Genomic DNA, 25,027 nt, shown 5'->3' with positions numbered 1-25,027 from the left:
TAGAATTTAACAGTTAATTGATTCAAGTTTAGATGGTGAACGATCAATCCGGTCATCAGATATGAGGGTGTGACATTGCCAAGACTGTTTACTTTGGGGATAATCTGAACGATAATGACCGCCACGACTTTCACAACGAAAATCAGCACTTTTGAGAATTAAGAAAGCAATATCTAATAAATTTAAAGTTTCGGTATAAAGTTTTAAGTTTTCAGTTGTAATATTTTCTAAAATAATTAGACGATCACCACAAGGACTAGACTGTTTTAAAGATTGAACTAAAGGATATTTTTCTAACTCCAAATACCATGATTTTATAATAGCAATCGCACTATTTAAACCTTGATGTTCTCTACAAATTCCAGCATTTTCCCACATCAAAATAGGCAATTGTTGACGAATTTTTTTAATTAATTTTAAATCTTGATCTATGTTAATTTTAAGCTTAGTTTCCGTAATCGGAGTAACATGATCAGTTTGATTATCCAATTGTAAATTAGCCAATTCTGAGGCATATACTAAACATTCTAACAGGGAATTACTAGCTAAACGGTTGGCACCGTGAACCCCTGTACTAGCGGTTTCTCCAATGGCATATAACCCTTTGATGGAAGTCTGGGTAGATAGATCCGTCACTATTCCCCCCATCCAATAATGGGCGGCCGGAGTGACTGGGATGGGTTGGCAAAAGGGATCTATGCCGAAATTTTGACAAACTTTGATAATGTTGGGGAAACGATAGGCGATTTTTTCTTTGGGGATCGGTTGTAAATCAAGATAAACGATCGCCTTACTCGGATCAACGGCGGTTTGATGTAAATGGGAAAAGATCGCACGACTGACCACGTCACGGGGAGCTAACTCTCCGGCCGGATGGTAATGAAAGGCGAAACGCTCTCCCTTCTCGTCTATTAAATGCGCTCCTTCCCCTCTAACCGCTTCACTGATTAAAAAATGGGGGGCATTAGGCACGGTTAAAGCGGTGGGATGAAATTGAAAAAACTCTAGATCCCTTAAAACTGCCCCTGCTCTCCATGCGATCGCCACGCCATCACCCGTACTGACGGGGGGGTTCGTGGTTTGAGCAAAAACTTGACCTCCGCCTCCTGTGGCTAAAATCACCGCCGAGGCTGACAACCAATGAATTTTACCTTGATAAAATAAACTTAAACCTTGACAATGACCCGATTGGGGGTTAATCCATAATTGTAAGACTAAACCTTGCTCAAAAACTCTAATATTTTTTCTGGTTAGGACTTTTTCCGTTAAAGTGCTGACAATGGCTTTCCCTGTGGTATCGGCTGCATGGAGGACACGGGGGAAAGAGTGTGCGGCCTCTAATGTCATGGCCAGATCACCATTGTGGCGATCGAAACCCACACCTAAATTAACTAAAGACTCGATCGCTTGGGGGGCGTGATCAACCAAAAATTGAACCGCCAAGGGATCACAAAGCCCTGCACCCGCCTTAAGGGTATCCTCAAAATGAAGTTGGGTGGAGTCATTAGGAGCGATCGCCGCCGCAATACCACCTTGCGCCCAGTCAGAAGCGCCAATTTTTAAAGAATCTTTGGTAATTAAACCGACTTGATAGCTTTGGGGAAGACACAAAGCACCATATAAACCGGCCGCACCCGCCCCGACTACTAATACGTCAAAGTGGGAGGGAAAGTCAAAAGATGATAATGACAATTTAGATTAATGTCCTAACGCTATTTGCTTAATTGTAATATACTTGATGCGATTGATCTTCAATGTCTAGTTCAAAATTTAATTCTATTAAATTTGATTGTATTGAAGTCTCAAAAAATCTGATGTTTAAAAAATTTGTTGGGAAAAGATTTTGATTGATTAGTATTAATTACTTTACATAATTTAAGTTGAGTGCCATCTTGATTCCATAAAACTTGATCAAAAATCTGAGATAAAATACATAATCCTCTACCATTTTCTGACTCGTCTGGAGGTAATTCTTCTGTAGGTGGTAAGGTGTGACAATTACAATGTTTTGGTTTAAAACCAGAGCCTTGATCGGTGATCACCCAAGAATATAAATTTTCTGTTACTGAAAATTGAACCATTACTTGTTTACTAGGATCAAGTTTATTACCATGTTTAGCGGCATTGACAAGGGCTTCTTGTAAGCCTAATCTGACTTCTAATTGATGTGATGGAGGCACATGGGCTAATAACAAGTCAAGTATGGGGCATAGATACAGGGTAGAAGCAAAGCTCATGGTACTCCAATGTTTATGACTTACGGGGATGGAAAGTGCTATCACAGGCTATACCTCTATTTTTTTTATTTTTAAAGGGTTTAACTCGAAACTTAACATTAGAAAATTCCTTAATTTAGCTAGTTTTTAGTTGTTTTTTAGAATTATCAAAAAACTGTTTTTAACTATTAATAATTTAACGATAAAACTTGAGGATAAATTATCAATTGATAGTTAACAGTTGATTAATAATATGTCTAAATAAAGTCTCTAAATGCCTAGACTGTATTTAATACTTAGACTATTTTAATTATGATCATTAAGAAGTTAATTGATCTTAATCTTGTTTTGTATTTTTATTATAATCTATTCTTTTTATTTTCGGCAAGGGGGGCTTAATATTTTTTTAAATAAACTCATCTATCCTTTTTAGATTAAGCTTTTTCGCCCTATTTTCTTTTCAATAAAAAGTAAAAAAATAATGATTTGATTAAACAACTTTTTTGTTGTTTAACTAGGTTTTAAAAGTTGAAGGAAAGCAACAGTTTCAACATGGGGTGTTTGGGGAAACATATCGGCGGTTTGAATGTAATCTATTTTATATTCTTGATTTTCACATAGATATTTAAGATCACGGGCTAAGGTGGCGGGGTTACAGCTAATATAGACGATGCGAGGGGGTTTAATTTGTAAGAGGGTTTCTATTACTTGGCGATCGCAACCTTTGCGTGGGGGATCTAATAAAATAATATCGGGAGTAAGATTTAATTGGGGTAAAATTGTTTCTACTTTGCCTATTTCAAAAGTAATATTATCAAGATCATTGAGTTTAGCGTTAATATTTGCCATCTCAATGGAAGGGGCATAAACTTCAATTCCGATGGCTTGTTGTACATTTTTAGCAAGGGGTAAGGTAAAAGTTCCAATACCACAATAGGCATCTAATAAAATTTCCCTTCCGGTTAAATTTAATCTTTGAATAATGATGTTTAATAATGCTTCTGCTACTTCCGTATTAACTTGAAAAAATGTATCCGATTTAAGTTGAAAATCCAAGTCACTAAATACTTCTACTAAATAATTCTTCCCTTTAATACAGATCGTTTCTTCCCCAAATATTACATTATTAGGTTGAGGTTGATAATTAACACAAACTCCCACTAAATTAGGATAACGATCGAGCCATTTTTGGGCTTGATCTTCAATGCCTTTTAAGTTATGATCAGAACTAATTAAAGTTAATAACATTTCCTGAGTACGGCGGCCAATTCTTAAAGATAAATGTCTTAAACTACCTTGACGTTTTTTTTCATTATAAATTGTCCATTGCTGTTGGGAAATATCCGCTTTTATTTCCTTTAAAATAGCATTAAAATATTGATCCTGTACGGGACACTGATTCAAATTTACTAATTGATGACTATTTTTGCGATAATATCCCGCCTGGATCTGCCCTGTTTTTGAAATACCGAAGGGATAACTAACTTTATTACGATAGCCTAAAGGGGTGCGCGAGGGGATAATTTTACCCATGTCAAAATTCTCAAAACCGCCAATTCTTTTTAAAGTCTGTGCAACATGGGCTTGTTTAGCTTCAAGTTGAAATTGGGGGTTAATATGTAGCCATTGACAACCGCCACACTTATCCGCCACAATACACTGAGGGCGAATGCGATCGCCAGAGGGTGTCATAATTTCTTCCAGTTTACCTTGGGCATATTTGGCTTTAAGATGGACGATGCGCGCTGTAATTATATCACCCGTAACCGTGTCAGGGATAAAAATTACTTGACCGTCATAACGTCCGATCCCATCTCCATTATTATTTAAACCAGTAATTTCTAATTTGATTAAGTCGCCTTGTTTTAATGCCATTTTTGTTTTTTAGGGAAAGAAAAAATTAATTTCAATTTAAAATAAAAAGTAAATAATTGTCAATTAATTAATTTTATTCTTAAAAATATCTAATAAAGTAATAAAATTGTGATTTAATTCTACTTAATTATAAAGTAGTACATCAAGTATATTTGTATTACTTTAAAAAAATTAATCAAAACACTTGACATTTCCAAAAATTCTGCTACTATATATAAATGTGTTAAACAAAAGTTTAAACACAAATGGGTCGATGCCCGAGTGGTTAATGGGGGCGGACTGTAAATCCGCTGGCTATGCCTACGCTGGTTCAAATCCAGCTCGGCCCACCTTTTTTATAATTCGCCCGTGTGGCTCAGTGGTAGAGCACACCCTTGGTAAGGGTGAGGTCACGAGTTCAATCCTCGTCACGGGCTTTTTCTTGTCTTACGAAATAAAGCCTTGTTAGTATCTATTTTCTGCGGATCTACTTTTGCGGATCTACAAGGTTAAAGAGTTTTAAAATTAGCGATTATGAGCTTCTCAGAGTTCCAAAATAGAAATAGAAATCACCGAATTTTTTGTACAAGTAGTTTATAATTAAAGAGTTTCTGTTATTAAAAGAAAAACGAATTATCAAGTTAATTTTTCTCAAGATTGTGTTTACAGTTTAGCATAATTATTAAATGTAAATTATTGATAATAGGGTTAAAAAACCATGTCTATTAATCGCATTAGAGTGGCAAAAGATAAGGCTGAATTTGTGCAAAGTTTAGTGGAAGGTGGAGATTATACTGCACCTTTTCAAACTTTTGCGGATGTGTTAGCTTTTGCCGCTAGTTTGGGATCAAAATATCAAAAAAAAGTGCCTTTAAAAGAAATTGCACAAAAAGATCCAGCCCCGATCGCCCTAGAAATTTTTATTTCCAGAGGGTATGATTCTTTAATCAAATTAATAGCGATCGCTACTACAAAAAACCCGAATATTTTATCTCCTTATGATTTGACAGTGCAGGAAGAAAGAATTAAAATTTTTGAAGAATATGCGAATGGAGGTTTAGAAATTTTACAAGATGAATTGAGGGGGGCGGTAGACTACACAGAAAGATTATTATTAGTCTTAAGTAATGAGCGTTTTGTTGAAGATAAATCAAAAGAAGAATTTGATTTAAGTCGTTTTTTATAATGATAGATTACAGTAAAGATGTCTATATTAAAAATAACAAATAACTAAAATGAAAAACTTTACTAATTTTTTAATGTCTTTAATTTTTGCTAGTTGGATCGGTGTAATTGCTATTATTTCAATGCAAAATATTGAGCCAATAACTTTAAAATTTTTATGGTTTCAATCAATCGAATTAACTACAGGTTTATTATTAGCTTTTAGTTTAGGAATCGGTTTGTTATTGGGTTCAATTTTTTTTAGTTCTAATAGTAATAATAGAAAAAATTTTAATCAAAAAAAAGCTAAATTTAACCGTCCCCGCCGAGAAGATTTTGAGAGAAAAAATAAACGCAATGATAAAGAAGATTGGAGTCAAAAACCTTCTCAAGATTGGTAATAATTTAAAAAAAATAATCTTAATTTAAAACATAAATAGGGTAGAAAATTAATCTTAATTTGAGTTTTAATTATTAAATTAATGATTATTACTACCCTATCCTATCAGAAGTAAATTTTAACTTCCTCTTAATTTATCTAAAACGCCCCGATCCTCTAAGGTTGAGGTATCTCCGGCGATTTCTTGTCCTGATGCAAGATTGCGTAATAAACGGCGCATGATTTTCCCTGAGCGGGTTTTAGGCATGGCATCGGTAAAACGAATTTCACTAGGCCGAGCGATCGCGCCGATTTCTTTGACCACATGGGCTTTTAACTCTTTCATTAATTCCTCTGTAGGCTCATAATCTCCTTCTAAAGTGACAAAGGCACAAATATCTTCCCCTTTGACTTCATCGGGACGACCCACTACGGCCGCCTCAGCTACGGACGGATGGGAAACTAAGGCCGATTCTACTTCCATTGTACCAAGGCGATGACCGGAAATATTGATTACATCGTCCACACGCCCCATCACCCAAAAATAACCGTTTTCGTCCCGTCTGGCCCCATCTCCTGCAAAATAAAGATATTTGCCGTCTTGGGGGGGTAAATGTTCCCAGTAGGTACGGCGGAAGCGATCGGGATCCTTGTAAACGGTGCGCATCATGCCAGGCCAAGGATGTTTGACCACTAAATAACCCCCCTCGTTATCGCCTACGGGCTGACCATCTAAGTCTGCAATATCCGCAATAATCCCCGGAAAGGGAAAAGTGGCGGAGCCGGGCTTGGTAGTAGTAGCACCCGGAAGGGGAGTGATCAGAATACCTCCTGTTTCCGTTTGCCACCATGTATCTACGATCGGGCATTTACCCCCACCGATTACTTCATGATACCAGATCCAAGCTTTAGGATTAATGGGTTCTCCCACCGTACCCAATAGTCTTAAGGAGCTTAAATCGTGGGCTTTAGGCAGTTCTTCACCCATTTTAATGAAAGCCCTGATCGCTGTGGGGGCGGTATAAAATATGGTCACTTTATATTTTGCGATTACTTCCCAAAAACAGTCAGGCTTAGAGGCACGGGGCGCACCCTCATAAATTAAAATGGTTGCACCATTGGAAAGAGGCCCATAAACAATATAACTATGGCCGGTGATCCAACCTACATCGGCACTACACCAATAAATATCATCATCTTTAAGGTCAAAAATCCATTTTGTGGTTACATGGGTATAAAGGTTATAACCCCCTGTGGTATGGACTACACCCTTGGGTTTACCCGTTGTACCACTGGTATAGAGGATAAATAGTAAATCCTCACTATCCATCGCCTCGGCGGGGCATTCGTCTGAAACTTTCCCTTGAAGTTCGTGCCACCAATGATCTCGCCCTGCTTCCATGTGGATGTTTTGTTGTGTACGTTGTATGACTAACACATTTTTAACAGAGGGGACATTATCACCGGCCAAGGCTTGATCTACTTCGTCTTTAAGATGGACAATTTTATCTTTACGGTAGCTACCATCGGCTGTAATAACTAATTTTGCTTCTGCATCTATTAAACGGGTTTTTAAGGCTTCCGCACTAAAACCGCCAAAAACCACGCTATGGGGTGCGCCTATTCTGGCACAGGCTAACATGGCGATCACGGCTTCAGGGATCATGGGCATATAGATGCCCACTAGATCACCTTTGTTAATACCTAACTGTTTTAAAGCGTTGGCCATTTGACAAACTTCTCGATGAAGTTCGGTATAAGTTAAAGTTCGACTATCACCATTTTCCCCCTCCCAGATCAAGGCGACTTTATCTTTTTTATCGGTGGTGAGATGGCGATCTAAACAGTTATAGGAAATATTAATTTTGCCATTAACAAACCATTTGGCAAAGGGGGGTTGCCAGTCTAAGACTTGATCCCATTTTTCAAACCAATGTAATTCACTCTCGGCCAGTTGCCCCCAAAAAGCTTCAGGATCGGCTTTGGCTTGAGCGTAGAGTGTCTGATATTGCTCAAAACTTTTTATCTGGGCATTTTGAGCAAAATCAGGTGCGGGGGGAAATAAGCGATCTTCTTGTAAAACCGATTCGATATTCGATGACATAGTAAATTGAGAGATAATTAAATTTGTTTACTTTTATTATTTTATAGTTATTGGTTGTTTCGGAGATTTTCCTTAAAAAACACACCGCCGGATCCATCTTCACTCCCTCAAAGGCCGATAACTTTCCAAGTGGGGGTTTTAAACCGTGAGGTTTTGAGAATTGTGACAAGCCCGAAATGATTAACTTAACGTCAAATTTGTACAAAAAAGTTAAAATTAAATTTTCTTAATATTTTCTTTATAATTGCTCGAAACTTTTACATAGTAAGCTTTTAACTAATCAAAGTGATTGAGATCACCAAAATATTTTTGTCAAGTCACTGTTACAAATCTTAAAATTATGTTACATTACTTAACATAGATAAATAAACAGGAATCATAAATTATGCAAACATTAATCAAACCCGAACAAAAATTTAATAACAAAGGTTTCTATATTGATGAAACTGGTCAAGGTAATAACTTTGCGATCGAGCCTAAAGTTTATGTAGATAACTCAGTTTCCGCAGGATGGACTGAATATGCAGAAAAACTAAATGGTCGTTTAGCAATGGTTGGTTTTATTGCTTTATTAGCTACAGAAATTTTAAGCGGACATACCTTAGTAGGCTTATTTACCAGTCTTTAATCATCTTTTTAATAATTTTTACTTGCCAAACAATATGACAAAAAACTAGATTAATTGTTCACAAAAATTCTCTCTCTAAAAAATGAGCTTATTAAACTTTGATCGTTAAAGATCAAAGTTTTTTTTATAAGATTTTAAGGTTAATTATTAATCAGTATTAAATTTAATTAATTCTGTAATTACTTCTTTTTCTTTCGTTTCAATTGATGAACTAATTTTACGACTATCGGTAATTAACCAGTCTAAAGCCGCCGCTTGAAGATCGATCGTTGCTCCGGTTTTATCCACACAATAACGGCCAAAAACCAGTTTATCCACAAGGCGAATACCCGGCCCTAAACGGGAATATTCAAAAATGACACTATTATCAACGGTGGCATCTTTACAGATCCAACAGTTAGGCCCGATCATGGCTGGCCCGATAATGGTTGCACCGTCTTCAATCTGAGTCATTCCGCCAATATAAACAGGGCCTGTAATATTAACTTGATCCCAGTTAACGGCCACATTTAGGCCTGTATAAATGCCCGGAAATACCTCTGTCCCTGGGATCTGAACATTTTTAATCGTTCCTGTCAATACTCCCCTAATTGCATCCCAATAATCAGGAACTTTACCTATATCCACCCATTCAAATTCCATTGGCACGGAGTAAAAAGGCGCTCCTTTTTCGACTAATAAGGGGAATAATTGACTACCAATATCAAATTCCTGATGGGGAGGAATATAGTCAATAATTTCGGGTTCAAAGATATAAATTCCGGTATTAATCTGATTACTTAGGGCTTCTTCTACCGATGGTTTTTCCTGAAAACTCAGAATCCTATTATTTTTATCGGTAACTACTACCCCATAACTCGAAACTAATTCTTTTGGAATGGTTTTAGTAATAACAGTTGCGATCGCACCTTTTTGGCGATGTAATTCAACGGCTTTAGTCAGATCAAGATCAATCAAAGCATCCCCACATAAAACGACAAAAGTATCATCAAAAAAGGGATTGAAGTCTTGAATTTTGCGAAGACCTCCGGCGGAGCCGAGGGCTTCACCGATCAAAACCCCATCCTCGATCCTACCTTCAAAAGAATAGGCAATATTAACGCCGAAACGCTGACCATCTCGAAAATAACTTTCGATTTCTTCAGCTAAATGGCTGACATTGACCATAATTTGGTCAAAACCGTGTTTTCGTAAGAGTTCGAGTAAAAATTCCATTACTGGTTTTTGTAAAATCGGAATCAGAGGCTTAGGGATCGTATGGGTAATAGGCCGCACACGAGTTCCTTTTCCCGCCGCCAAAATCATGGCTTTCATTTGTGTTTTTTCCTCAACCTTGCACACCACATAATTATTTTAATTTAACTTAATTTGTGTCTAATTTCACCCAAATGGAAAATTTTTAATAATTAAGTTATGATCAATTTTAGATAATTAATAACTTTATTTCAAGGGAAAATTATGGTAGTTAAAACTAATTTAAAACAACTTTATGAAATTGACGATCATCAATGGTTATTAGAAACTATTGATCTGTTAAAAAATAAAAAATTAGATGAATTAGATTTAGAAAATTTAATTGAGGAATTGGAAGCAATGGGTAGAAGTGATAAAATTACAGTAGCTAGTTTTTTAGAACAGATTATTAGACATTTGTTATTATTACAATATTGGACAGTTGAATATGATCGAAATTCTGGACATTGGGAAGCAGAAATTTTTAGTTTTAGGAAACAATTAAATCGAAAATTAACCACTAATTTAAAAAATTATCTATTAGATCAATTAGATTCAATTTATCAAGATGCTTTAGAATATGTAATTAAGAAGACTAAAAATCAAGTTGATTTTCCTGAAGAATGTATTTATACTTTAGATCAGTTATTAGATCAGGATTATTTTTAATAATTAGGAATTTTAAACATGACTAATCAACAAAGCAATAAATCTAAATTTAATCGCATTATTGATACTTTAACCTATTTTGATATTATTCCTTTTCTTGGCTGTTTAAAACGCATTTTAAGCGGCGAAAAATCTCAATTCAATCAAACTAATTTAAGCAATAAAATGAAAACAATTTTAGTCGTTGGTGCTACGGGTGGTGTGGGTAAAAGAGTAGTAAAAGAACTCTTAACTAATCACTATCAAGTTAAACTTTTAGTACAAAATAAAGCTAAAACTCAGGAATTATTTGGTAATAATTTACCAATTTATGAGGGAGATATTACCGATCCTACCACTTTAAAACCGGAAATGATGGAAAATGTGGCGGCGGTGATCTGTTGTACAGGGGTTAAAGTTCAGCCCGTTGAAGGTGATACACCCGATCGAGCTAAATATTATCAGGGGGTTAAATTCTATATGCCTCAAGTGGTGGGCAGTCCAGAAAAAGTCGAATATGAGGGAATTAAAAATTTAGTCAATTTAGCCTCTCCTTATTTAAGAAAATTACCATCAGAAAGAATCATTTTTGATTTTAAAAACCCCACTCCTGAAACTGCCCAAATGTGGGGGGCTTTAGATGATATTGTCATGGGTGGGGTGAGTGAAAGTCGGATCGCCCTTGCCCCTCAAAAAGCCATTTTTACAGGCAATGTATCAACGGAAAATTCCGGCGGTTTTGCTTCAGTTAGAACTCGTAATTTTACCCCACCTTTAAATTTAGAAGATTATGAGGGTATTGAGTTAAGAATACAGGGAGACGGAAAAAGATATAAATTTATTATGCGTTGTGAGGGAAAATGGGACGGCTTGGCCTATTGTTATTCTTTTGATACCCTTTCTAATTGTTGGCAAACTATTAGAATACCCTTTAAAGATTTAATTCCAGTTTTTCGTGCTAAAACCGTTCCAAGTGAAGGAAAATTTGATCCAAGTTGTGCATATTCGATTCAATTAATGTTAAGTAAATTTGAATATGATGGTCAATTAAATCCTCGTTTCAGTCCGGGTATTTTTGCGTTAGAAATTGAGAGTATTAAAGCCTATGGAGGCTCACCAAAACCGCAATTTATTATGATTAGTTCAGCGGGTGTTACTCGCCCCGGACGACCTAATTTAGACTTAGAAAAAGAGCCTCCGGCGGTGAGAATGAATGATCAGTTGGGGGGAATTTTAACATGGAAATTAAAAGGAGAAAATGCCCTTAAAGATAGTGGTTTAAATTATACCATTATTCGTCCCTGTGCCTTAACGGAAAATCCCGCAGATAAGCCTTTAATTTTAGAGCAAGGTGATAATATTAAAGGTCAAGTTAGTCGTGATAGTATTGCCCAACTTTGTGTTAAAATTTTGGACAATTCTCAAGCTACCAATAAAATTTTTGAAGTTAAAGAAGGGGAAAATAAAGGTCAAACTAATTGGCAAAATTTATTTAATAATCTTAATTAAAATTAAGGTTTTTTGTTGTATTTTATGTTAATAAAAATTAACCACTCCCCTCTGGTTTTCAAAGTCGGTGATAAAATACAATTTTTAGTTCAATTTATTGAACGATTTATGTTAGCAATGAAATAAATTTCATTGTGAGTTAATTCTTAAAAGTTGACAGTGAAACTATTAATCTCGCCTTGAAATTAATTTCAAGGCTAGTAGTGATCGTTCAATAAATTGAACTTAATTTATCTTATAGTTATCAATTATTAATTAATATTTTTTGCTGACACAATTTACACTTTTTTTGAGTGATATTTTGGTGATATTTTAGTTATAATTTACGTTGGTTTTCATGACTTAACATTGGCAAAGGTTGAGAAGACGAACTAGGCGGTAAATAACGTCTAGGGGGTTTTTCTGTTAATGTTTGATCGGGCGTTTGTAAATGCCACCAACGAACACCAATACCTATTAATAAAATAACGGCACTTAAGGAAAATAAACCCCATTTTCCGCCCATACTACCAATGATCGCATCTACCAAACCAACAGTTAAAAGAAAGCTAGAAAGAGGCTCTTTGCGATAAAGACGAGTTAAAAAACGAGGCATAATATTATACATAAGATTTCAAGCGGTTTTGTTGTAAAATTTAAAATAAGTTCTTTCTAATTATAGTTTATCTTAGAAATTAATCAATTAGGGTAATTTCGCCAAACCACAAAAAAATTATTATCAAATGATTAAAATATTTTTAAAATAACCAATTATGAATAATTTAAAACGATTACATTTAAAAATTACTGGTGTGGTGCAAGGGGTTGGTTTTCGGCCTTTTATCTATCGTTTAGCTACGGAATTAAATTTAAAAGGTTGGGTTAATAATACCTCACAAGGTGTTTTTATCGAAATAGAAGGAACAGAAAATCAATTAACAGTATTTCAAGAAAAGTTACTCACTGAAAAGCCAAATTTATCTCAAATTTTCACGATTGAAAAAATAGAATTAAGGCCAATTAATGATAACGAATTTAAAATTATTCATAGTATAAATGGAGAAAAAACAACTTTAATTTTACCGGAAATTGCCACTTGTAAAGACTGTTTAGAAGAAATTTTTAACCCTTTAAATCGCCGTTTTCGCTATCCTTTTACTAATTGTACCAATTGCGGGCCTCGTTATACCATTATTGAGAGTTTACCCTACGATCGAGAAAATACCACAATGAGAGGTTTTATCCTGTGTCCACAATGTCAAAGTGAGTATAATAACCCTCTTAATCGGCGCTTTCATGCTCAACCGAATGCTTGTTCAGTTTGTGGCCCACATTTAGAGCTATGGGATAGACAGGGCAATGTTTTAAGTACCCATGATCAAGCTTTATTAGACACAGCCGCCGCCATTAAAGAGGGTAAAATTTTAGCAATCAAAGGATTAGGAGGCTATCATTTAGTGGTAGATGCTAGAAATCGGGAAGCGGTAAAATTATTACGGGAAAGGAAAAAACGACCTGATAAACCTTTAGCTTTAATGTATCCTAACCTCGATTTAATTAAAAATAATTGTGATGTTTCTGAATTAGAAGAAAAATTATTAACCTCTGTAGAAGCACCAATTGTTTTATTAAAAAAGAAAAATAATCTTAATCTTGCTGATAATATAGCGCTTAATAATAATTATTTAGGAATAATGTTACCCTATACACCTCTACATCATTTATTAATGAAAGAATTAAATTTTCCGATTATTGCCACAAGCGGTAATCTTTCAGATGAGCCTATTTGTAAGGATGAACAGGAAGCTTTAGACAGATTACAAAATATTGCTGATTTATTTTTAACTCATAATCGTCCGATTGTTCGCCCGATTGATGACTCGATCGCAAGGGAGATTAACGGTAGAAAAATGATTTTACGCCGAGCTAGGGGTTATGCTCCCTTACCAATTAGAATTAATTTAGATACAAATAACATAAATAAACATAAACATTTAGCATTAGGCGGTCATTTAAAAAATACAATTGCCCTGTCAATTCAAGATAAAATTTTTATTAGTCAACATTTAGGGGATCTATCTAATCCAGAAACATTTAATTATTTTCAACAAACTATCACATCTTTAACTAATCTTTATGATTTAAAACCTGATAAAATTAGCTGTGACTTACATCCTAATTATATTTCTAATCAATATGCTAAAGAATTAAATCAAAATATTTCTCAAATTCAACACCATTATGCTCATATTTTAGCTTGTTTAGCAGATAATAATATTTTAAATCAAGAAGTGTTAGGAGTAGCTTGGGATGGCACAGGGTACGGTTTAGATGGCACGATCTGGGGAGGAGAATTTTTACAACTTACCCCATCAGAATCATCACAATTTACTAGAATAGCTTATTATGAGCTTTTTCCCCTAGTGGGAGGAGATCAAGCAGTAAAAGAGCCAAGAAGAAGTGCTTTAGGTTTATTATATAAGCTATTTGGTAATAATATTTTTCAGGAAAATCACCCTTATTTTTATTTATTAAAAAATTTATTTAGTCAACAGGAATTATTAATTTTTTCTCAAATGTTAACTAAAAAATTAAATACTCCTTTAACTTCAAGTGTGGGGAGATTATTTGACGGAGTTTCAGCTTTATTAAATCTCTACCCAAAAGTAACTTTTGAAGGTCAAGGTGCGATGGCTTTAGAATATAAAATTAATCCAAAGATTCAAGATTTTTATGATTTTGAGATTGTTAATTTAGCAAATACAACTAATTTTAATCAATTTGTGATCAAATGGCAAAAAATTATTAAAGAAATATTAGAAGATTTAAGTAAAAATCAATCTTTAAGCATAATTTCCAGTAAATTTCATAACACTTTAACGGAAATTATTGTTAAAATTGCTCAAGAAATTAAGATTAAAAATATTGTTTTAACGGGAGGTTGTTTTCAAAATAAATATTTATTAGAACAGGCAATAATTAAATTAGAAAAAGCTAATTTTATTCCCTATTGGCATCACAAAATACCCCCTAATGATGGGGGTATTTCTGTTGGGCAAATTATCTCTCAATTAATAATTAATAACTAAATTAATGTTACAAATTATTAATTTTTTATTATTTTGCTTAATCTATAGATTATATTAATAATATCAATTATTGATTATCAATTATTATTATGTGTTTAGCAGTACCCGGACAAATTATAAGTATTACAGGAGAAGATTTAAACCGCATGGGAAAAGTCTCTTTTGGGGGGGTGATCAAACAAGTTAATTTAGCTTATGTACCCCAAGCAAAAGTGGATGATTATGTGATCGTTCATGTCGGTTTTGCTTTAAGTATTTTAGATCAAGAAGAAGCAAATAAAACCTTAAATTATTTACAAGAAATGGAAATAATTTAAGATTATTTGAACTAATATTATTGATATTTTATCATCTAAATTAAGCCAATGTTTAATTATTTATTAAAAATCTTAAAAAGATTGGGGAAAGTATTAATTAGCCCCTTTATTTATCTTTGGCGAAAAATAGTCAAACTTTACGAAAAAATTTATCCTGTTTTAGAAAAAATTTATGGAATTAGTAAATATGTTTATCTAAAAGTCAATAAATTTTATCGTGAACATTTTTGGACTTCTCAACAATGGTGTAGAGAGGGAAATTATCGGTTAAAAATTAAACAATTAGAAATAGCAATAAATTGTTATGACAAAGCTATTAAAAAGCAAAATGATAATTATTTAGCATGGAGAAATAAAGCCTATATTTTATATATTTTACACGATTTAACAGGGGCTTTAGAATGTTATAATATAGCTTTAGGTTTTAAAAATGATGATCCTCAAGTTTGGTTAGAAAAAGCTATTATTTTAGAAAATCAATTCAATCTAATTTCTAAAAATAAATCGGAAAAATACGAAGAAATGATGTTAACTTATCGTCAAGTTTTAACACTTGATGAAAATAATTTAACTGCTTTAATTAATCATGGTAACTTTTTATGGCAAAAAGAAGATTATGATCAAGTTAAAATTGATTATCAAAAAGTTTTACAACAACAACCAGATCATGAAGAAATTAAAGAAAGATTGAATTATATTTTAGAACAGGAAAGACTAGAAAAATTATTATTTAAAATTTTTCCACCTGAAAAAAGTGAACTTTATCGCAATATCGTTAATCGGTATAAACAAGCTCTTAAAACAGGGGAAAATCTTAAAGAAATTTTGATTGAAAAAGGTCAAATTTTAGCAGATTTAGTTAATTATAATGAATTAGTTGCCCAGATAGAAAATCAGTTAAAAAGTCCAGATATTAAACAAAAAAATAAACAAGATTTAAGAGCCGTAACTAAAATTTTAGCTAAGGATTTATTAAATACTGGGGTATCAATTTATGAGTTGATTTTAGCTAATATTAAAGTTTATGATAATCCCAATATTATCATTGCTAAAAAAATCATTGATGATAGTTTAATTTTTCAACCAAAATCACCTAAAGCATGGTGGTATAAAGGCAGAATTTTAAAATATAATCTGAAATTATCTCATTTAGAAATGTGTAAAAAAAGATTATTTTGTTATTTTAAAGCATTACATTTTATTAACAAGGGAGACATTGATTATAATCAAATTTATAATGAACATTTAATTTTAAGAAATCATATTGTTGCTGATTTAAAAGAATTGGCACAAGCACATATTGAACATCACGAATTTAAGGCGGCGATCCACGATTTTCAAGAGTCTATTAATTTATTAAAACAAACTGATAATTCTGAAGAAGAATTAATTAATACTTATCGAATGCGTGGGCATTTATATCAACAATTAAAACTTTATGAAAGGGCTTTAAATGATTATACTGAAGCATTAAATATTCCTTGGGAAAATAAGCATATTATTTATGTAGAAAGGGGCTTTATTTATCATTGTTTAAAAAATTTTGAAAAAGCAATTGAAGATTTTAGTTTAGCGATCGAAATTAAACCTAGTTTTGATGCTTATGATCATCGAGGAATGGTATACTTAAGTGAAGCAAATTATCAACAAGCAATTGATGATTTTAATTTAGCTTTAGAATTATCTCCCTGTGATGGTAATTGTGTTTATAGAAGGGGTTTTGCACAGGTACATTTAGGTAATATTCAAGAGGCAATTGATGATTTTTTAGAAGCAACAGAATTATTCCGTTATGATGGCAAAATAGAATGTTATCGCATTGCATTTCAAGCAATGTCTTCCCTTAAAAAATCCCATCCTGAAGATATTATTTCCCCCGATCAATTACCTGAAGAAATAACCGTTAGACCTGAATCTCATTATCAAGAAACTGAAGAAAATCCAGAAGAAAATTTAACAAAAAATGAGCAAGAAATTCCCTTAGAACATGAGTCAAATTAATTTTTGATTACTATAAATATCCATAAAAAAATAAAATTAATGATGATTGAAGCCCTATTAACTGTTTCCTTTTAATAACAAATATTCTCAATTTTCCAATTAATTTTGGTAAATAAATTAAACAAAGACTGTTCAAATTGCTCATTTTATGTAAACTTAATTGATTAGTCATTATTTATTGGATTTTTCGTAAAATGCCTCAAACATATACAGTCGAAATTTTACATCAAGGGCAAACTTACACTATTGAAGTGCCTGAAGATAAAACCATTTTAAAAGCCGCTTCTGATCAGGGTTTAGAGTTGCCTTCCTCTTGTAATGCGGGTGTTTGTACCACCTGTGCGGCCAAACTTTCTGTTGGGACGGTGGAACAAAGTGACGGCATGGGCATTTCCCATGAGTTACAGGCGGAAGGCTATGCTTTATTATGTGTGTCCTATCCCCGTTCTGATATTAAGTTAGAAACGGGTCAAGAGGATGCGGTGTATGATCGTCAGTTTGGTCTGCCTCAATAATTGACATAAAATATCTTTAGGGGGGGAACAATTGTTCACCCCTACCTAATATTTTCCGATTAGCAAATTTTTAATCTTTTCGCTTATAGTATGGATAAAAAAAGATCAATTAGTCTCAATCCCTCATCTTTTGAAATTTCTGCTGAAGTTTTTAATTATAATTATAAACTTTATTTTTTCTTGAAAAAACTTAATAGTGGCAATGGCGTTACAGATTCAATTTCTCAAGAAATGCAGAGAATAATTATTAAATATTTAATCAATGATTCAGTGTTAAATGATTCATTAATACCAGACAAAATTAAAATGATAAAATCTCTGCTCAATTCAACCTATGAGAATATTAAAAGTTATACAAGAAAAAATACTCTTAATGAAGTTTTGCGTCAAATTGATAATTATGATGATTTAATAATTTTTTATTTTTCTTTGCAGTTAATCTTTGTTAAAGATTTATTTTTAATAGAATCTAAAATTGTTGAATTTGATAAATTCATTAGAAATGATATTCATCCCTTATCTATTAAATATGATGATCTAGGGATTGAAAGACCTTATAAAAGAAGAACAAAATCTGCTTTACTTTGTTATTTATTTTTTGAAAAGTTACATAACAAAAATAATAATTTTTTACTGAATGACAGTCAAAATTATGTTTTAAATCTCATTAATAGTTATCACTATATCAACTCTTTAGGTGTAAGTATTAATCAAATATTTATGCTGATGTTTTCAGAATCTGTTAATCAAGCTATAACCTCTAATTCCGGTTCTGATTATGAATCTCGTGTACTTGAAGTTCTCATCTCCCAAGGTATTGAGAAAGATGCTATTTCTGAACAAGTCCATGATGATCAACACTTATCTACAGAGTATGATTTTATCTTTTCTCTTAATAATAAAAAGTATGGTATTAGTGCTAAAAAAACCTTAAGAGAAAGATATAAACAATTTTTAGATACTCTAAATACTAATATTGATGTGATGATACAAGTCACATTAGGATTTGATTTAACTGAAAGTATTGCTAACAATATTATTAATCATAATGTTTATCTTTTTGTTTCTGAAGAAATATATTCAGAACGTCTATATTGTCAAACATCAGATAAAATATTTTCTGCTAAAGATTTAACCAAAGAGACTCTTTTAAGTTTAGTTTAATTGTAAATTTTTTATGTTTAATTTTGATTTTATTGATTTATTTTGTGGTATCGGGGGAATGCGTATCCCATTTGAAGAATTAGGTGGTAAATGCGTTTTTAGTTCAGAAATAAATAAATTTTCAATTCAAACTTATCAAGCTAATTTTGGGGATACACCTTTAGGAGATATAACTAAAATACCGCTCGAATCAATTCCAAAACATGATTTACTATTGGCAGGATTTCCTTGTCAGCCTTTTTCTCAGGCCGGTAAAAAACAGGGTTTTAATGATCAAAGAGGTCAAATGTTTTTTTATATTGCTCAAATTCTTAATTATCATAGACCTCAAGCTTTTCTATTAGAAAATGTTAAGGGTTTTAGGAATCACGATCAAGGTAGAACTTTAAAAATGGTATTATATATCTTAAATAAACTTGGTTATTTTGTTTATCATAATATTTTATCAGCAAAAGATTTTAACTTGCCTCAAAATAGACAAAGAATTTATCTAGTTGGTTTTCAAAAACAAGATAAGCATTTTTGTTTTCCAAAACCAATTGGACTTGATCAAAAAGTTGGTGATATTCTTGAACAAAATGTTGATCAAAAATATACTGTTTCCGATAAAATGTGGGAAGGTCATCAGAAAAGAAAACAAAAACATCTCAATAAAGGCAATGGTTTTGGATATTCTTTAGTCAATGCGGATACCTTATATACTAATACAATTTCTGCTAGATATTGGAAAGATGGCTCTGAAATATTGTTAGAACAAAAAGATAAAAATCCTCGTGTTTTAACGCCTAGAGAATGTGCAAGACTTCAAGGTTTTCCTGAAGATTTTAAAATAGTTGTTAGTGATCGTCAAGCTTGGCAACAATTTGGTAATAGTGTTCCCGTTTCAGTGATCAGAGCTATTGCTGGTGAAATGATTGATCATCTTAATATCAATAATAGAATCTCAAATTATAAAATTATTAATTTAGAATCTTTAATTGCAGAAAAAATAAAAATTCTTTATCCAGAAACGATTGAGGATCAATTATGTATATCTGGAATAATTTAGATATTGAATCAATATTGATCCTCTTTATAAAATTAATATGTCATAATGACAGAACTTGAGGTTTATTACTTATTACTTAATAATGATCCCCAGACTTGCGATGATGTATAGCAGTTACGCCTTGATCCTGCAAGATTTTTCCCTTATTAGTGACGGCATAAATAAGCCAATGATCCCCACATTCCATGCGATCTCCCACTTCACATTCTAAATAAGCTAAAGCATCGGTTAAAATAGGACAACCATTATCCGCACTTTCCCAGTTAACCCCCATAAAGCGATCTTCCCCAGGGGCAAAGGGTTTTAAAAAGTGTTTCATTAAGCCTAAATGATTCCCTTCTTGTAAAATATTTAGTACAAATTTATTACCTTTATATAATAAAGATTCGATCGCTCGATCCTTGGCTACGGCTACGGTAAAGCCGGGGGGGTTAAAAGTGGCTTGTGATACCCATGAGGCTAACATTGCCCCTTTTAAGTCTTCCTGTAAGGTCGTCACAACGCATAATGATCCCACGATCCGCCCTAAAGCTTGACTTAATCGATCGGATTGGGAGCTTTTCACCGTTTCTTTTGGTTTACGAATTTTATGAGCTTTCTTCACTTTCTGAGCAAAATCTGTCCCCGCTTCCTCACACATTTTTAAAATAGGGTCTGTGGGTTTAAATTTAACTCGGATCGGCTCAAAACCAAAGGTATAACCCCCATCTTTAAATTTACTTTCTAACAGATCGATCGCCTCTCCACTCCAACCAAAAGAGCCGAAAACCCCCGCCAATTTAGTTTTATCCCCATTAGCGAGGGTAATACCCAAAGCGGTTTGGATGGGGGTGGGCGCATGACCGCCCAAAGTAGGAGAACCGAAAATAAAACCATTACATTTTAAAATTGCCTCTTTAATTTCCTCTGGATCAGCAATTTCCGCATTAATTGACTCCACCCCAACCCCTGTTTTAATTATTCCTCTGGCGATCGCCTGTGCTAAGACAGTGGTATTACCGTAAGCCGAGGCATAGATCAAAGCAATAGATAATTCTTTTTCCGTTTGTTGACTTAACCATTCTTGATAAGAAACAGTCAACTCTTTTAAACTATATTTAACTAAAGCACCATGACCAGTAGCATAAATTAAAGCAGATTTAGTAGATAATTTTTCTAAAGCATTGGTAATTTGTTTACTATAAGGAGCAAAAATACAATCAAAATAATAACGGCGATCCTCATTATAAATTGTCCAGCCCTCATCAAAAACTTGATCAGTGCAGACATGACACCCAAAAAGCTTATCCGTATAAAGCACTTGAGTTTTTGTGTCGTAGGTGCAAAGTTGGCCGGGGAAACGGGGGTTAGGGGTAGGAATAAACTCTAATAGGTGGCCATTGCCCAGATCCAGAGTTTCTTCTCCTTTAATAATTTTCAAATTAACAGGCTGATCCCCTAAAATATTTTGTAGTGCGATCGCCGCCGGATTAGAACAAACAATAGTAAGATGGGGGGCAAGATCCAATAATTTTTTTAAAGTAAAACCCCGATTAGCATTAATATGTCCTAAAATAATATAATTAATCTGATGAAGATTAATTCTTTCTGTTAAAGACTTTAAAAAAGTTTCGTGAAAAGACTCACCTGGAGGATCAATTAAAGCAATTTTATCCCCTTCGATTAAATAAGTATTGGCCGTTGTACCTCGTTGTAAAGCATATTCGATCTCAAATTTTAAACGAGTCCAAGTGCGAGAGCGAAAAACTCTAGTGTGATCGGCAATGGGAAACACTTGTACATCTTTAGCTTTAGGCATTAATTTTGCTCCTGCGATGATTAAATTGAGATTTATTTTTTTATTTTGACATAGACAATCAACTTTAGTTTATTATACTTGTTATTTATTACTTATTACTTAATTAAGCCCCCATTCCAGAATATTTTTTTAGTCCTTTTTTCCATAACCAACGATTAAAAATCAAGAAAATAATTAACCAAACTAACATCATTAAAATTCCCTGAGTTACATTAACAGGTAAACCAATTAAAATCGCCGTTGGAAAATATAAAAGATAGGGAAAAGGTGTCCAAAATAATATGTTTTGTAACTGGCTAGGAAATAAATCTAAAGGGGCTATTACTCCACCAAAAAAAAGATAGATTAAAAACCATAATTCTTCAATGGCCGCTACCCTTTCTGTCCAAAAAGAAAAGATTGCAAAAGTATATTGAATGGTGAAACGTAAACAAAAAGCTAATATTATTACGATTAAAAATAACAAAAATGTTGTTATTTTTGGTAGCCAAAAAGCTTCAGGATAAAGAAAGAAAAATAAAGAGACTAAGCCTATCGTAAAAGGGATTCTGGCTATTCTTTCTGATAGGTGCATCCCTATATAATGCCAGACTGGATCGATCGGTTGTAAAAGACGAAAAGATAAAATTCCCTCTAAAACATCCTTTTCAAATTCCCAAATCATCCAAACAATTGTAAATTCTTTAACTAGAAAAACCGTTAAAAAATATTGGGCAAATTGGATCGAATTTAAACTAAAATTACCCTGTTTTGAAGCCTCGATCCAAATACCCATTAAAATTAATGGTAATAAACCAGATAAAGCCCATAAAAATATTTCTGCCCGATATTCAACCATATAGGCATAATAAACGGAAAAGAAAGCTAAGACTTTTTTAAAAAACCATTTCATTCTGGAAACATTAAAATTTAAAAGCAAAATTTAAAAAGAAAATTTAAAATTAATCATGGTATTTATTTAACAACTATATCTTGAATAAACCATTGATTATCTTGACGCATTAAATCATATTGAACCTCTAATTGATCCGTACTTGTTCCCTTTTGATTTCCTGATTCATAAATTTGAGAAATTTCGCTAATTTTAGCAGTAACAATTACTTTTAAAGGATCTTGCTCATCTTCTTTAATCGAGGTTATTTCAATTTGATGTTCATATTCATAATAGGTGTTACTTTGTTGATTAGAAGCAACTCGATTTTTTTGTTTTGTCAATAACGGTTCAATTAAAATTTCCTCTAATTTTTCAACTTGATAATCTTTTCCAAAGGCTAATTTTTTGGCTTCTAACCATTTTTCAATGACTTTTTGAGCTTTAGCATTATCTAATTTACTATCATCCTCTACAGGTGGGGCATTAGGATCAGGAATGGGAATAACTGACTGATTTAATGTTACCATTAAAGGCTCTTTGTAATAAGCAGGAAAAGCAATTGATTGAATAATTTTATAAACTAATCCTAATAAAATAAAAGCTAATAAAGCCCCTATTCCTAACTTAATTAGATTAGTTGGTTTCTTTTTTTTGCCAGAAATAATACGAGAATGTAAAGGCGCAATTTTGCCTTTTTTCTTGCGAGGTGGATGACTGGCACTAGGAGTTGATAGTTGGGCAGATTGACTAGCCGTGTCTTGTCCCGACATTGACCCTTGATCAATAGCCATCGGAGGAGGCTCAATGGTGGAGGATTTAGATTTAATTAGCGAATCGGTCACATTTTCAGGTCGTATCACCACCGGAGTTAGGGTTTTTTCCCTAATTTTTGCCCGTTGTTTCTCAATCATATTTTGAGATTGAGTTGTTAAATTAAATTTTTGCTCCTCAGCCATATCCTTGAGTTCCCATTCATTTTCCGCCATAGACTCAGAAGCAATATTTTCTAAATATTTTTGTACCTGTTGATCGGCAAAATATTCCGTTAAAGATAATTTTAACCCAGCCAAATCCCGAAAATGGGAAAAAACCTCCGTTTGTAACCATCTTTCCCCATACAAACACAGACCGGGCAACAGATCCGGAGCATCATCAGAATGTTCTTTAATAAAAGCAATGGTTTCTTCCTCCTCGGAACGTGCCAAGGCTTTTGAGGCTTCATCAGTTAAACCCAAAAGTAAATAACAAACTGCCTGTTCTAAATGAACATCTTGACGCTGAAGTAAGCGTTTTAAGAAATCTTTGGCACGATTAATTAAAGCAGGTTGTTTTTTCGCAAAACCACCCGCTAACAGGGCATAAACCGCCAAATAGGTAGCAACGGCCGAAGGTCTACGGGCTTCAGCCTCAAATAACTCCTGTTGTTCAGCCGAGGTTAAATAATTGCGTAATTGTTGAATAAAACGCAGAAAATCATCAATACTCAAACCGGAATGATCATCCCCCATCCCGTCAATGCCATTGCGTTCTTGCAACATTTCTTTAAGTAATTGCATTCCCTTTTGGCGTTGAGCAATTTGATTTTCATTTAAAGATAATAATTCTAAAATGCGATAGGGACGTAATTTATAAAGATCCGCTTGTAATTCTCCCCCCACACTAGGGAAAAGCCCTTCTTTTAATAATAATTCTTTCCCTTGGTGACCCGAACTTGCGGCCAGTTCATATTGGCCTTGTTGCCATTGTTCGCGCCCTAATTCTAAATAGCACACAGCGATCGTCAAGACAATATCAGCCCTAACCATTTGGGGATCCCCAAAACGCCCTTTATCCACATTAATAATGCTACGGTTATCTAAATAGGGCTGTGCCAATTTGATCACCTGTTCATATTCTCCCAACTCTTGGAGAATCAGTAAAGAACCCACAAATTCTTCCGGTTCAATTTCGATCCAAGGGGTATGGGCATCAAGATTAAATTCATCTGAGACTCCTCCTTGTTGTAGAGGTAGATCTAACCTTGGTTTTTTACCCTGATCATAACTTTTTGCCAAAAATTCCTCATCATAAGCATTTCGTTCCTTCTGATTAGAAAGAATCTGATAAGCTTGATCGAGTAATTTTTTCCGTGCGGTGATGGCCACATTACTATATTCACGGCGGGGCAGTTGTAAGGCCCGATCGTGATAAGCCTGAGATAATTGGCTCTCAGTGGCTTGAATTGGTACACCTAAGATTCGATAATAGTCAAGTGGTATGCGCACTATCTTGTCCCTACCTACAGTTCCACTAATCATTATAATTTACAGTTAATCAAATATTAGAATAGCTGATTGACAATTGACAACAGTGGACATTTGACAATTACTTTTTCTTAACTATTGATTGTCAACTGATAAGAAATGTATCTAATTTTCGGGAATTGAAACTAAAAGTTTGGTAGATATGTAATAGTGGTTGTATTAACAAATGTTTGATTTTTTGTCAAATTTGGGAAAAATTAATTT

20 protein-coding genes and 2 tRNA genes are annotated in these 25,027 nt (G+C 33.4%); 13 read left to right on the top strand and 9 right to left on the bottom strand.

The features are described from left to right. Positions 1-6: 6 nt before the first annotated feature. The 3 genes from nadB to rlmD form a co-directional block, all read right to left on the bottom strand. A complete protein-coding gene (gene nadB / locus Anndu_RS05285; RefSeq protein ID WP_464103370.1) occupies positions 7-1,692 on the bottom strand; it encodes an L-aspartate oxidase in 1,686 nt (561 codons plus the stop codon). Positions 1,693-1,802: 110 nt separating this feature from the next. Next, on the bottom strand, positions 1,803-2,282 hold the full coding sequence (locus tag Anndu_RS05280) for an ATP-binding protein (RefSeq protein WP_464103369.1): 480 nt from the start codon (positions 2,280-2,282) through the stop codon (positions 1,803-1,805). Between the two features lie 444 nt (positions 2,283-2,726). After that, a complete protein-coding gene (gene rlmD / locus Anndu_RS05275; RefSeq protein ID WP_464103368.1) occupies positions 2,727-4,091 on the bottom strand; it encodes a 23S rRNA (uracil(1939)-C(5))-methyltransferase RlmD in 1,365 nt (454 codons plus the stop codon). A gap of 247 nt (positions 4,092-4,338) precedes the next feature. Here rlmD and Anndu_RS05270 point away from each other — a divergent pair. From Anndu_RS05270 to Anndu_RS05255, 4 genes are all read left to right on the top strand, one after another. Continuing rightward, positions 4,339-4,420 (top strand) — tRNA-Tyr (locus Anndu_RS05270). A 15-nt stretch (positions 4,421-4,435) separates the two neighbouring features. Beyond that, a tRNA-Thr gene (locus tag Anndu_RS05265) sits at positions 4,436-4,507 on the top strand. A gap of 281 nt (positions 4,508-4,788) precedes the next feature. After that, on the top strand, positions 4,789-5,256 hold the full coding sequence (locus tag Anndu_RS05260; protein ID WP_464103367.1) for a DNA phosphorothioation-associated protein 4: 468 nt from the start codon (positions 4,789-4,791) through the stop codon (positions 5,254-5,256). Between the two features lie 49 nt (positions 5,257-5,305). Continuing rightward, positions 5,306-5,635: a LapA family protein gene (locus Anndu_RS05255; protein ID WP_464103366.1), complete on the top strand. Its 330-nt coding sequence runs from the start codon at positions 5,306-5,308 to the stop codon at positions 5,633-5,635. Positions 5,636-5,752: 117 nt separating this feature from the next. On the opposite strand, the gene acs is transcribed toward Anndu_RS05255, so the two are convergent. After that, a complete protein-coding gene (acs, locus tag Anndu_RS05250) occupies positions 5,753-7,717 on the bottom strand; it encodes an acetate--CoA ligase (RefSeq protein ID WP_464103365.1) in 1,965 nt (654 codons plus the stop codon). A 385-nt stretch (positions 7,718-8,102) separates the two neighbouring features. Between acs and Anndu_RS05245 the strand changes: the two genes are divergently transcribed. Beyond that, entirely contained in the window at positions 8,103-8,345 is a 243-nt protein-coding gene (locus Anndu_RS05245; RefSeq protein WP_464103364.1) for a hypothetical protein, read from the top strand. Between the two features lie 147 nt (positions 8,346-8,492). Here the strand turns inward: Anndu_RS05245 and Anndu_RS05240 are convergent, their stop codons facing one another. Further along, positions 8,493-9,659 (bottom strand): sugar phosphate nucleotidyltransferase, encoded by a 1,167-nt coding sequence (locus Anndu_RS05240; protein ID WP_464104037.1) that lies wholly within the window; start codon positions 9,657-9,659, stop codon positions 8,493-8,495. 144 nt (positions 9,660-9,803) lie between these two features. On the opposite strand from Anndu_RS05240, the gene Anndu_RS05235 reads away from it, so the two are divergent. Both Anndu_RS05235 and Anndu_RS05230 read left to right on the top strand, forming a co-directional pair. Next, entirely contained in the window at positions 9,804-10,247 is a 444-nt protein-coding gene (locus tag Anndu_RS05235; protein WP_464103363.1) for a DUF29 domain-containing protein, read from the top strand. Positions 10,248-10,265: 18 nt separating this feature from the next. Continuing rightward, positions 10,266-11,735 (top strand): CIA30 family protein, encoded by a 1,470-nt coding sequence (locus Anndu_RS05230; RefSeq protein WP_464103362.1) that lies wholly within the window; start codon positions 10,266-10,268, stop codon positions 11,733-11,735. Positions 11,736-12,051: 316 nt separating this feature from the next. Here Anndu_RS05230 and Anndu_RS05225 read toward each other — a convergent pair whose 3' ends face one another. After that, positions 12,052-12,342 carry a hypothetical protein gene (locus Anndu_RS05225; protein ID WP_464103361.1) on the bottom strand — a complete coding sequence of 97 codons (291 nt, stop codon included), beginning with the start codon at positions 12,340-12,342 and terminating at the stop codon, positions 12,052-12,054. Positions 12,343-12,487: 145 nt separating this feature from the next. On the opposite strand from Anndu_RS05225, the gene hypF reads away from it, so the two are divergent. The 6 genes from hypF to Anndu_RS05195 all read left to right on the top strand — a co-directional run bounded on the left by hypF (position 12,488) and on the right by Anndu_RS05195 (position 19,848). After that, entirely contained in the window at positions 12,488-14,803 is a 2,316-nt protein-coding gene (gene hypF, locus Anndu_RS05220; protein WP_464103360.1) for a carbamoyltransferase HypF, read from the top strand. 89 nt (positions 14,804-14,892) lie between these two features. Then, a complete protein-coding gene (locus Anndu_RS05215; protein ID WP_464103359.1) occupies positions 14,893-15,120 on the top strand; it encodes a HypC/HybG/HupF family hydrogenase formation chaperone in 228 nt (75 codons plus the stop codon). Between the two features lie 48 nt (positions 15,121-15,168). Next, positions 15,169-17,121, top strand: a complete 1,953-nt coding sequence (locus Anndu_RS05210; RefSeq protein ID WP_464103358.1) for a tetratricopeptide repeat protein — start codon at positions 15,169-15,171, stop codon at positions 17,119-17,121. Positions 17,122-17,315: 194 nt separating this feature from the next. Then, complete coding sequence (locus Anndu_RS05205) at positions 17,316-17,636, top strand: 2Fe-2S iron-sulfur cluster-binding protein (protein ID WP_464103357.1); 321 nt, start codon at positions 17,316-17,318, stop codon at positions 17,634-17,636. Positions 17,637-17,726: 90 nt separating this feature from the next. Further along, positions 17,727-18,800 (top strand): PDDEXK family nuclease, encoded by a 1,074-nt coding sequence (locus Anndu_RS05200; RefSeq protein WP_464103356.1) that lies wholly within the window; start codon positions 17,727-17,729, stop codon positions 18,798-18,800. Between the two features lie 13 nt (positions 18,801-18,813). Continuing rightward, the gene (locus tag Anndu_RS05195) at positions 18,814-19,848 is read left to right on the top strand and encodes a DNA cytosine methyltransferase (protein ID WP_464103355.1); all 1,035 of its coding nucleotides are present in this window, start codon (positions 18,814-18,816) and stop codon (positions 19,846-19,848) included. 76 nt (positions 19,849-19,924) lie between these two features. Here the strand turns inward: Anndu_RS05195 and Anndu_RS05190 are convergent, their stop codons facing one another. The 3 genes from Anndu_RS05190 to Anndu_RS05180 all read right to left on the bottom strand — a co-directional run bounded on the left by Anndu_RS05190 (position 19,925) and on the right by Anndu_RS05180 (position 24,784). Next, positions 19,925-21,646, bottom strand: a complete 1,722-nt coding sequence (locus Anndu_RS05190; RefSeq protein ID WP_464103354.1) for a diflavin flavoprotein — start codon at positions 21,644-21,646, stop codon at positions 19,925-19,927. A 103-nt stretch (positions 21,647-21,749) separates the two neighbouring features. Further along, a complete protein-coding gene (locus Anndu_RS05185; RefSeq protein ID WP_464103353.1) occupies positions 21,750-22,538 on the bottom strand; it encodes an ABC transporter permease in 789 nt (262 codons plus the stop codon). A gap of 62 nt (positions 22,539-22,600) precedes the next feature. Continuing rightward, positions 22,601-24,784 (bottom strand): IMS domain-containing protein, encoded by a 2,184-nt coding sequence (locus Anndu_RS05180; RefSeq protein ID WP_464103352.1) that lies wholly within the window; start codon positions 24,782-24,784, stop codon positions 22,601-22,603. Between the last annotated feature and the right edge of the window lie 243 nt (positions 24,785-25,027).

This window comes from Annamia dubia NIES-4383, from assembly GCF_055394725.1.
The sequence above is the reverse complement of the archived record's forward strand: the minus strand, read 5'-3'. Positions and strand labels throughout refer to the sequence as shown.

Coding starts and splice junctions, on each gene's coding strand:
- Anndu_RS05205 (WP_464103357.1), top strand. CDS start 17,316: ATGCCTCAAACATATACAGTCGAAATTTTACATCAAGGGCAAACTTAC.
- Anndu_RS05235 (WP_464103363.1), top strand. CDS start 9,804: ATGGTAGTTAAAACTAATTTAAAACAACTTTATGAAATTGACGATCAT.
- Anndu_RS05185 (WP_464103353.1), bottom strand. CDS start 22,538: ATGAAATGGTTTTTTAAAAAAGTCTTAGCTTTCTTTTCCGTTTATTAT.
- rlmD (WP_464103368.1), bottom strand. CDS start 4,091: ATGGCATTAAAACAAGGCGACTTAATCAAATTAGAAATTACTGGTTTA.
- Anndu_RS05240 (WP_464104037.1), bottom strand. CDS start 9,659: ATGAAAGCCATGATTTTGGCGGCGGGAAAAGGAACTCGTGTGCGGCCT.
- Anndu_RS05255 (WP_464103366.1), top strand. CDS start 5,306: ATGAAAAACTTTACTAATTTTTTAATGTCTTTAATTTTTGCTAGTTGG.
- Anndu_RS05190 (WP_464103354.1), bottom strand. CDS start 21,646: ATGCCTAAAGCTAAAGATGTACAAGTGTTTCCCATTGCCGATCACACT.
- Anndu_RS05225 (WP_464103361.1), bottom strand. CDS start 12,342: ATGTATAATATTATGCCTCGTTTTTTAACTCGTCTTTATCGCAAAGAG.
- Anndu_RS05260 (WP_464103367.1), top strand. CDS start 4,789: ATGTCTATTAATCGCATTAGAGTGGCAAAAGATAAGGCTGAATTTGTG.
- Anndu_RS05200 (WP_464103356.1), top strand. CDS start 17,727: ATGGATAAAAAAAGATCAATTAGTCTCAATCCCTCATCTTTTGAAATT.
- acs (WP_464103365.1), bottom strand. CDS start 7,717: ATGTCATCGAATATCGAATCGGTTTTACAAGAAGATCGCTTATTTCCC.
- Anndu_RS05245 (WP_464103364.1), top strand. CDS start 8,103: ATGCAAACATTAATCAAACCCGAACAAAAATTTAATAACAAAGGTTTC.
- Anndu_RS05230 (WP_464103362.1), top strand. CDS start 10,266: ATGACTAATCAACAAAGCAATAAATCTAAATTTAATCGCATTATTGAT.
- Anndu_RS05195 (WP_464103355.1), top strand. CDS start 18,814: ATGTTTAATTTTGATTTTATTGATTTATTTTGTGGTATCGGGGGAATG.
- Anndu_RS05210 (WP_464103358.1), top strand. CDS start 15,169: ATGTTTAATTATTTATTAAAAATCTTAAAAAGATTGGGGAAAGTATTA.
- Anndu_RS05215 (WP_464103359.1), top strand. CDS start 14,893: ATGTGTTTAGCAGTACCCGGACAAATTATAAGTATTACAGGAGAAGAT.
- hypF (WP_464103360.1), top strand. CDS start 12,488: ATGAATAATTTAAAACGATTACATTTAAAAATTACTGGTGTGGTGCAA.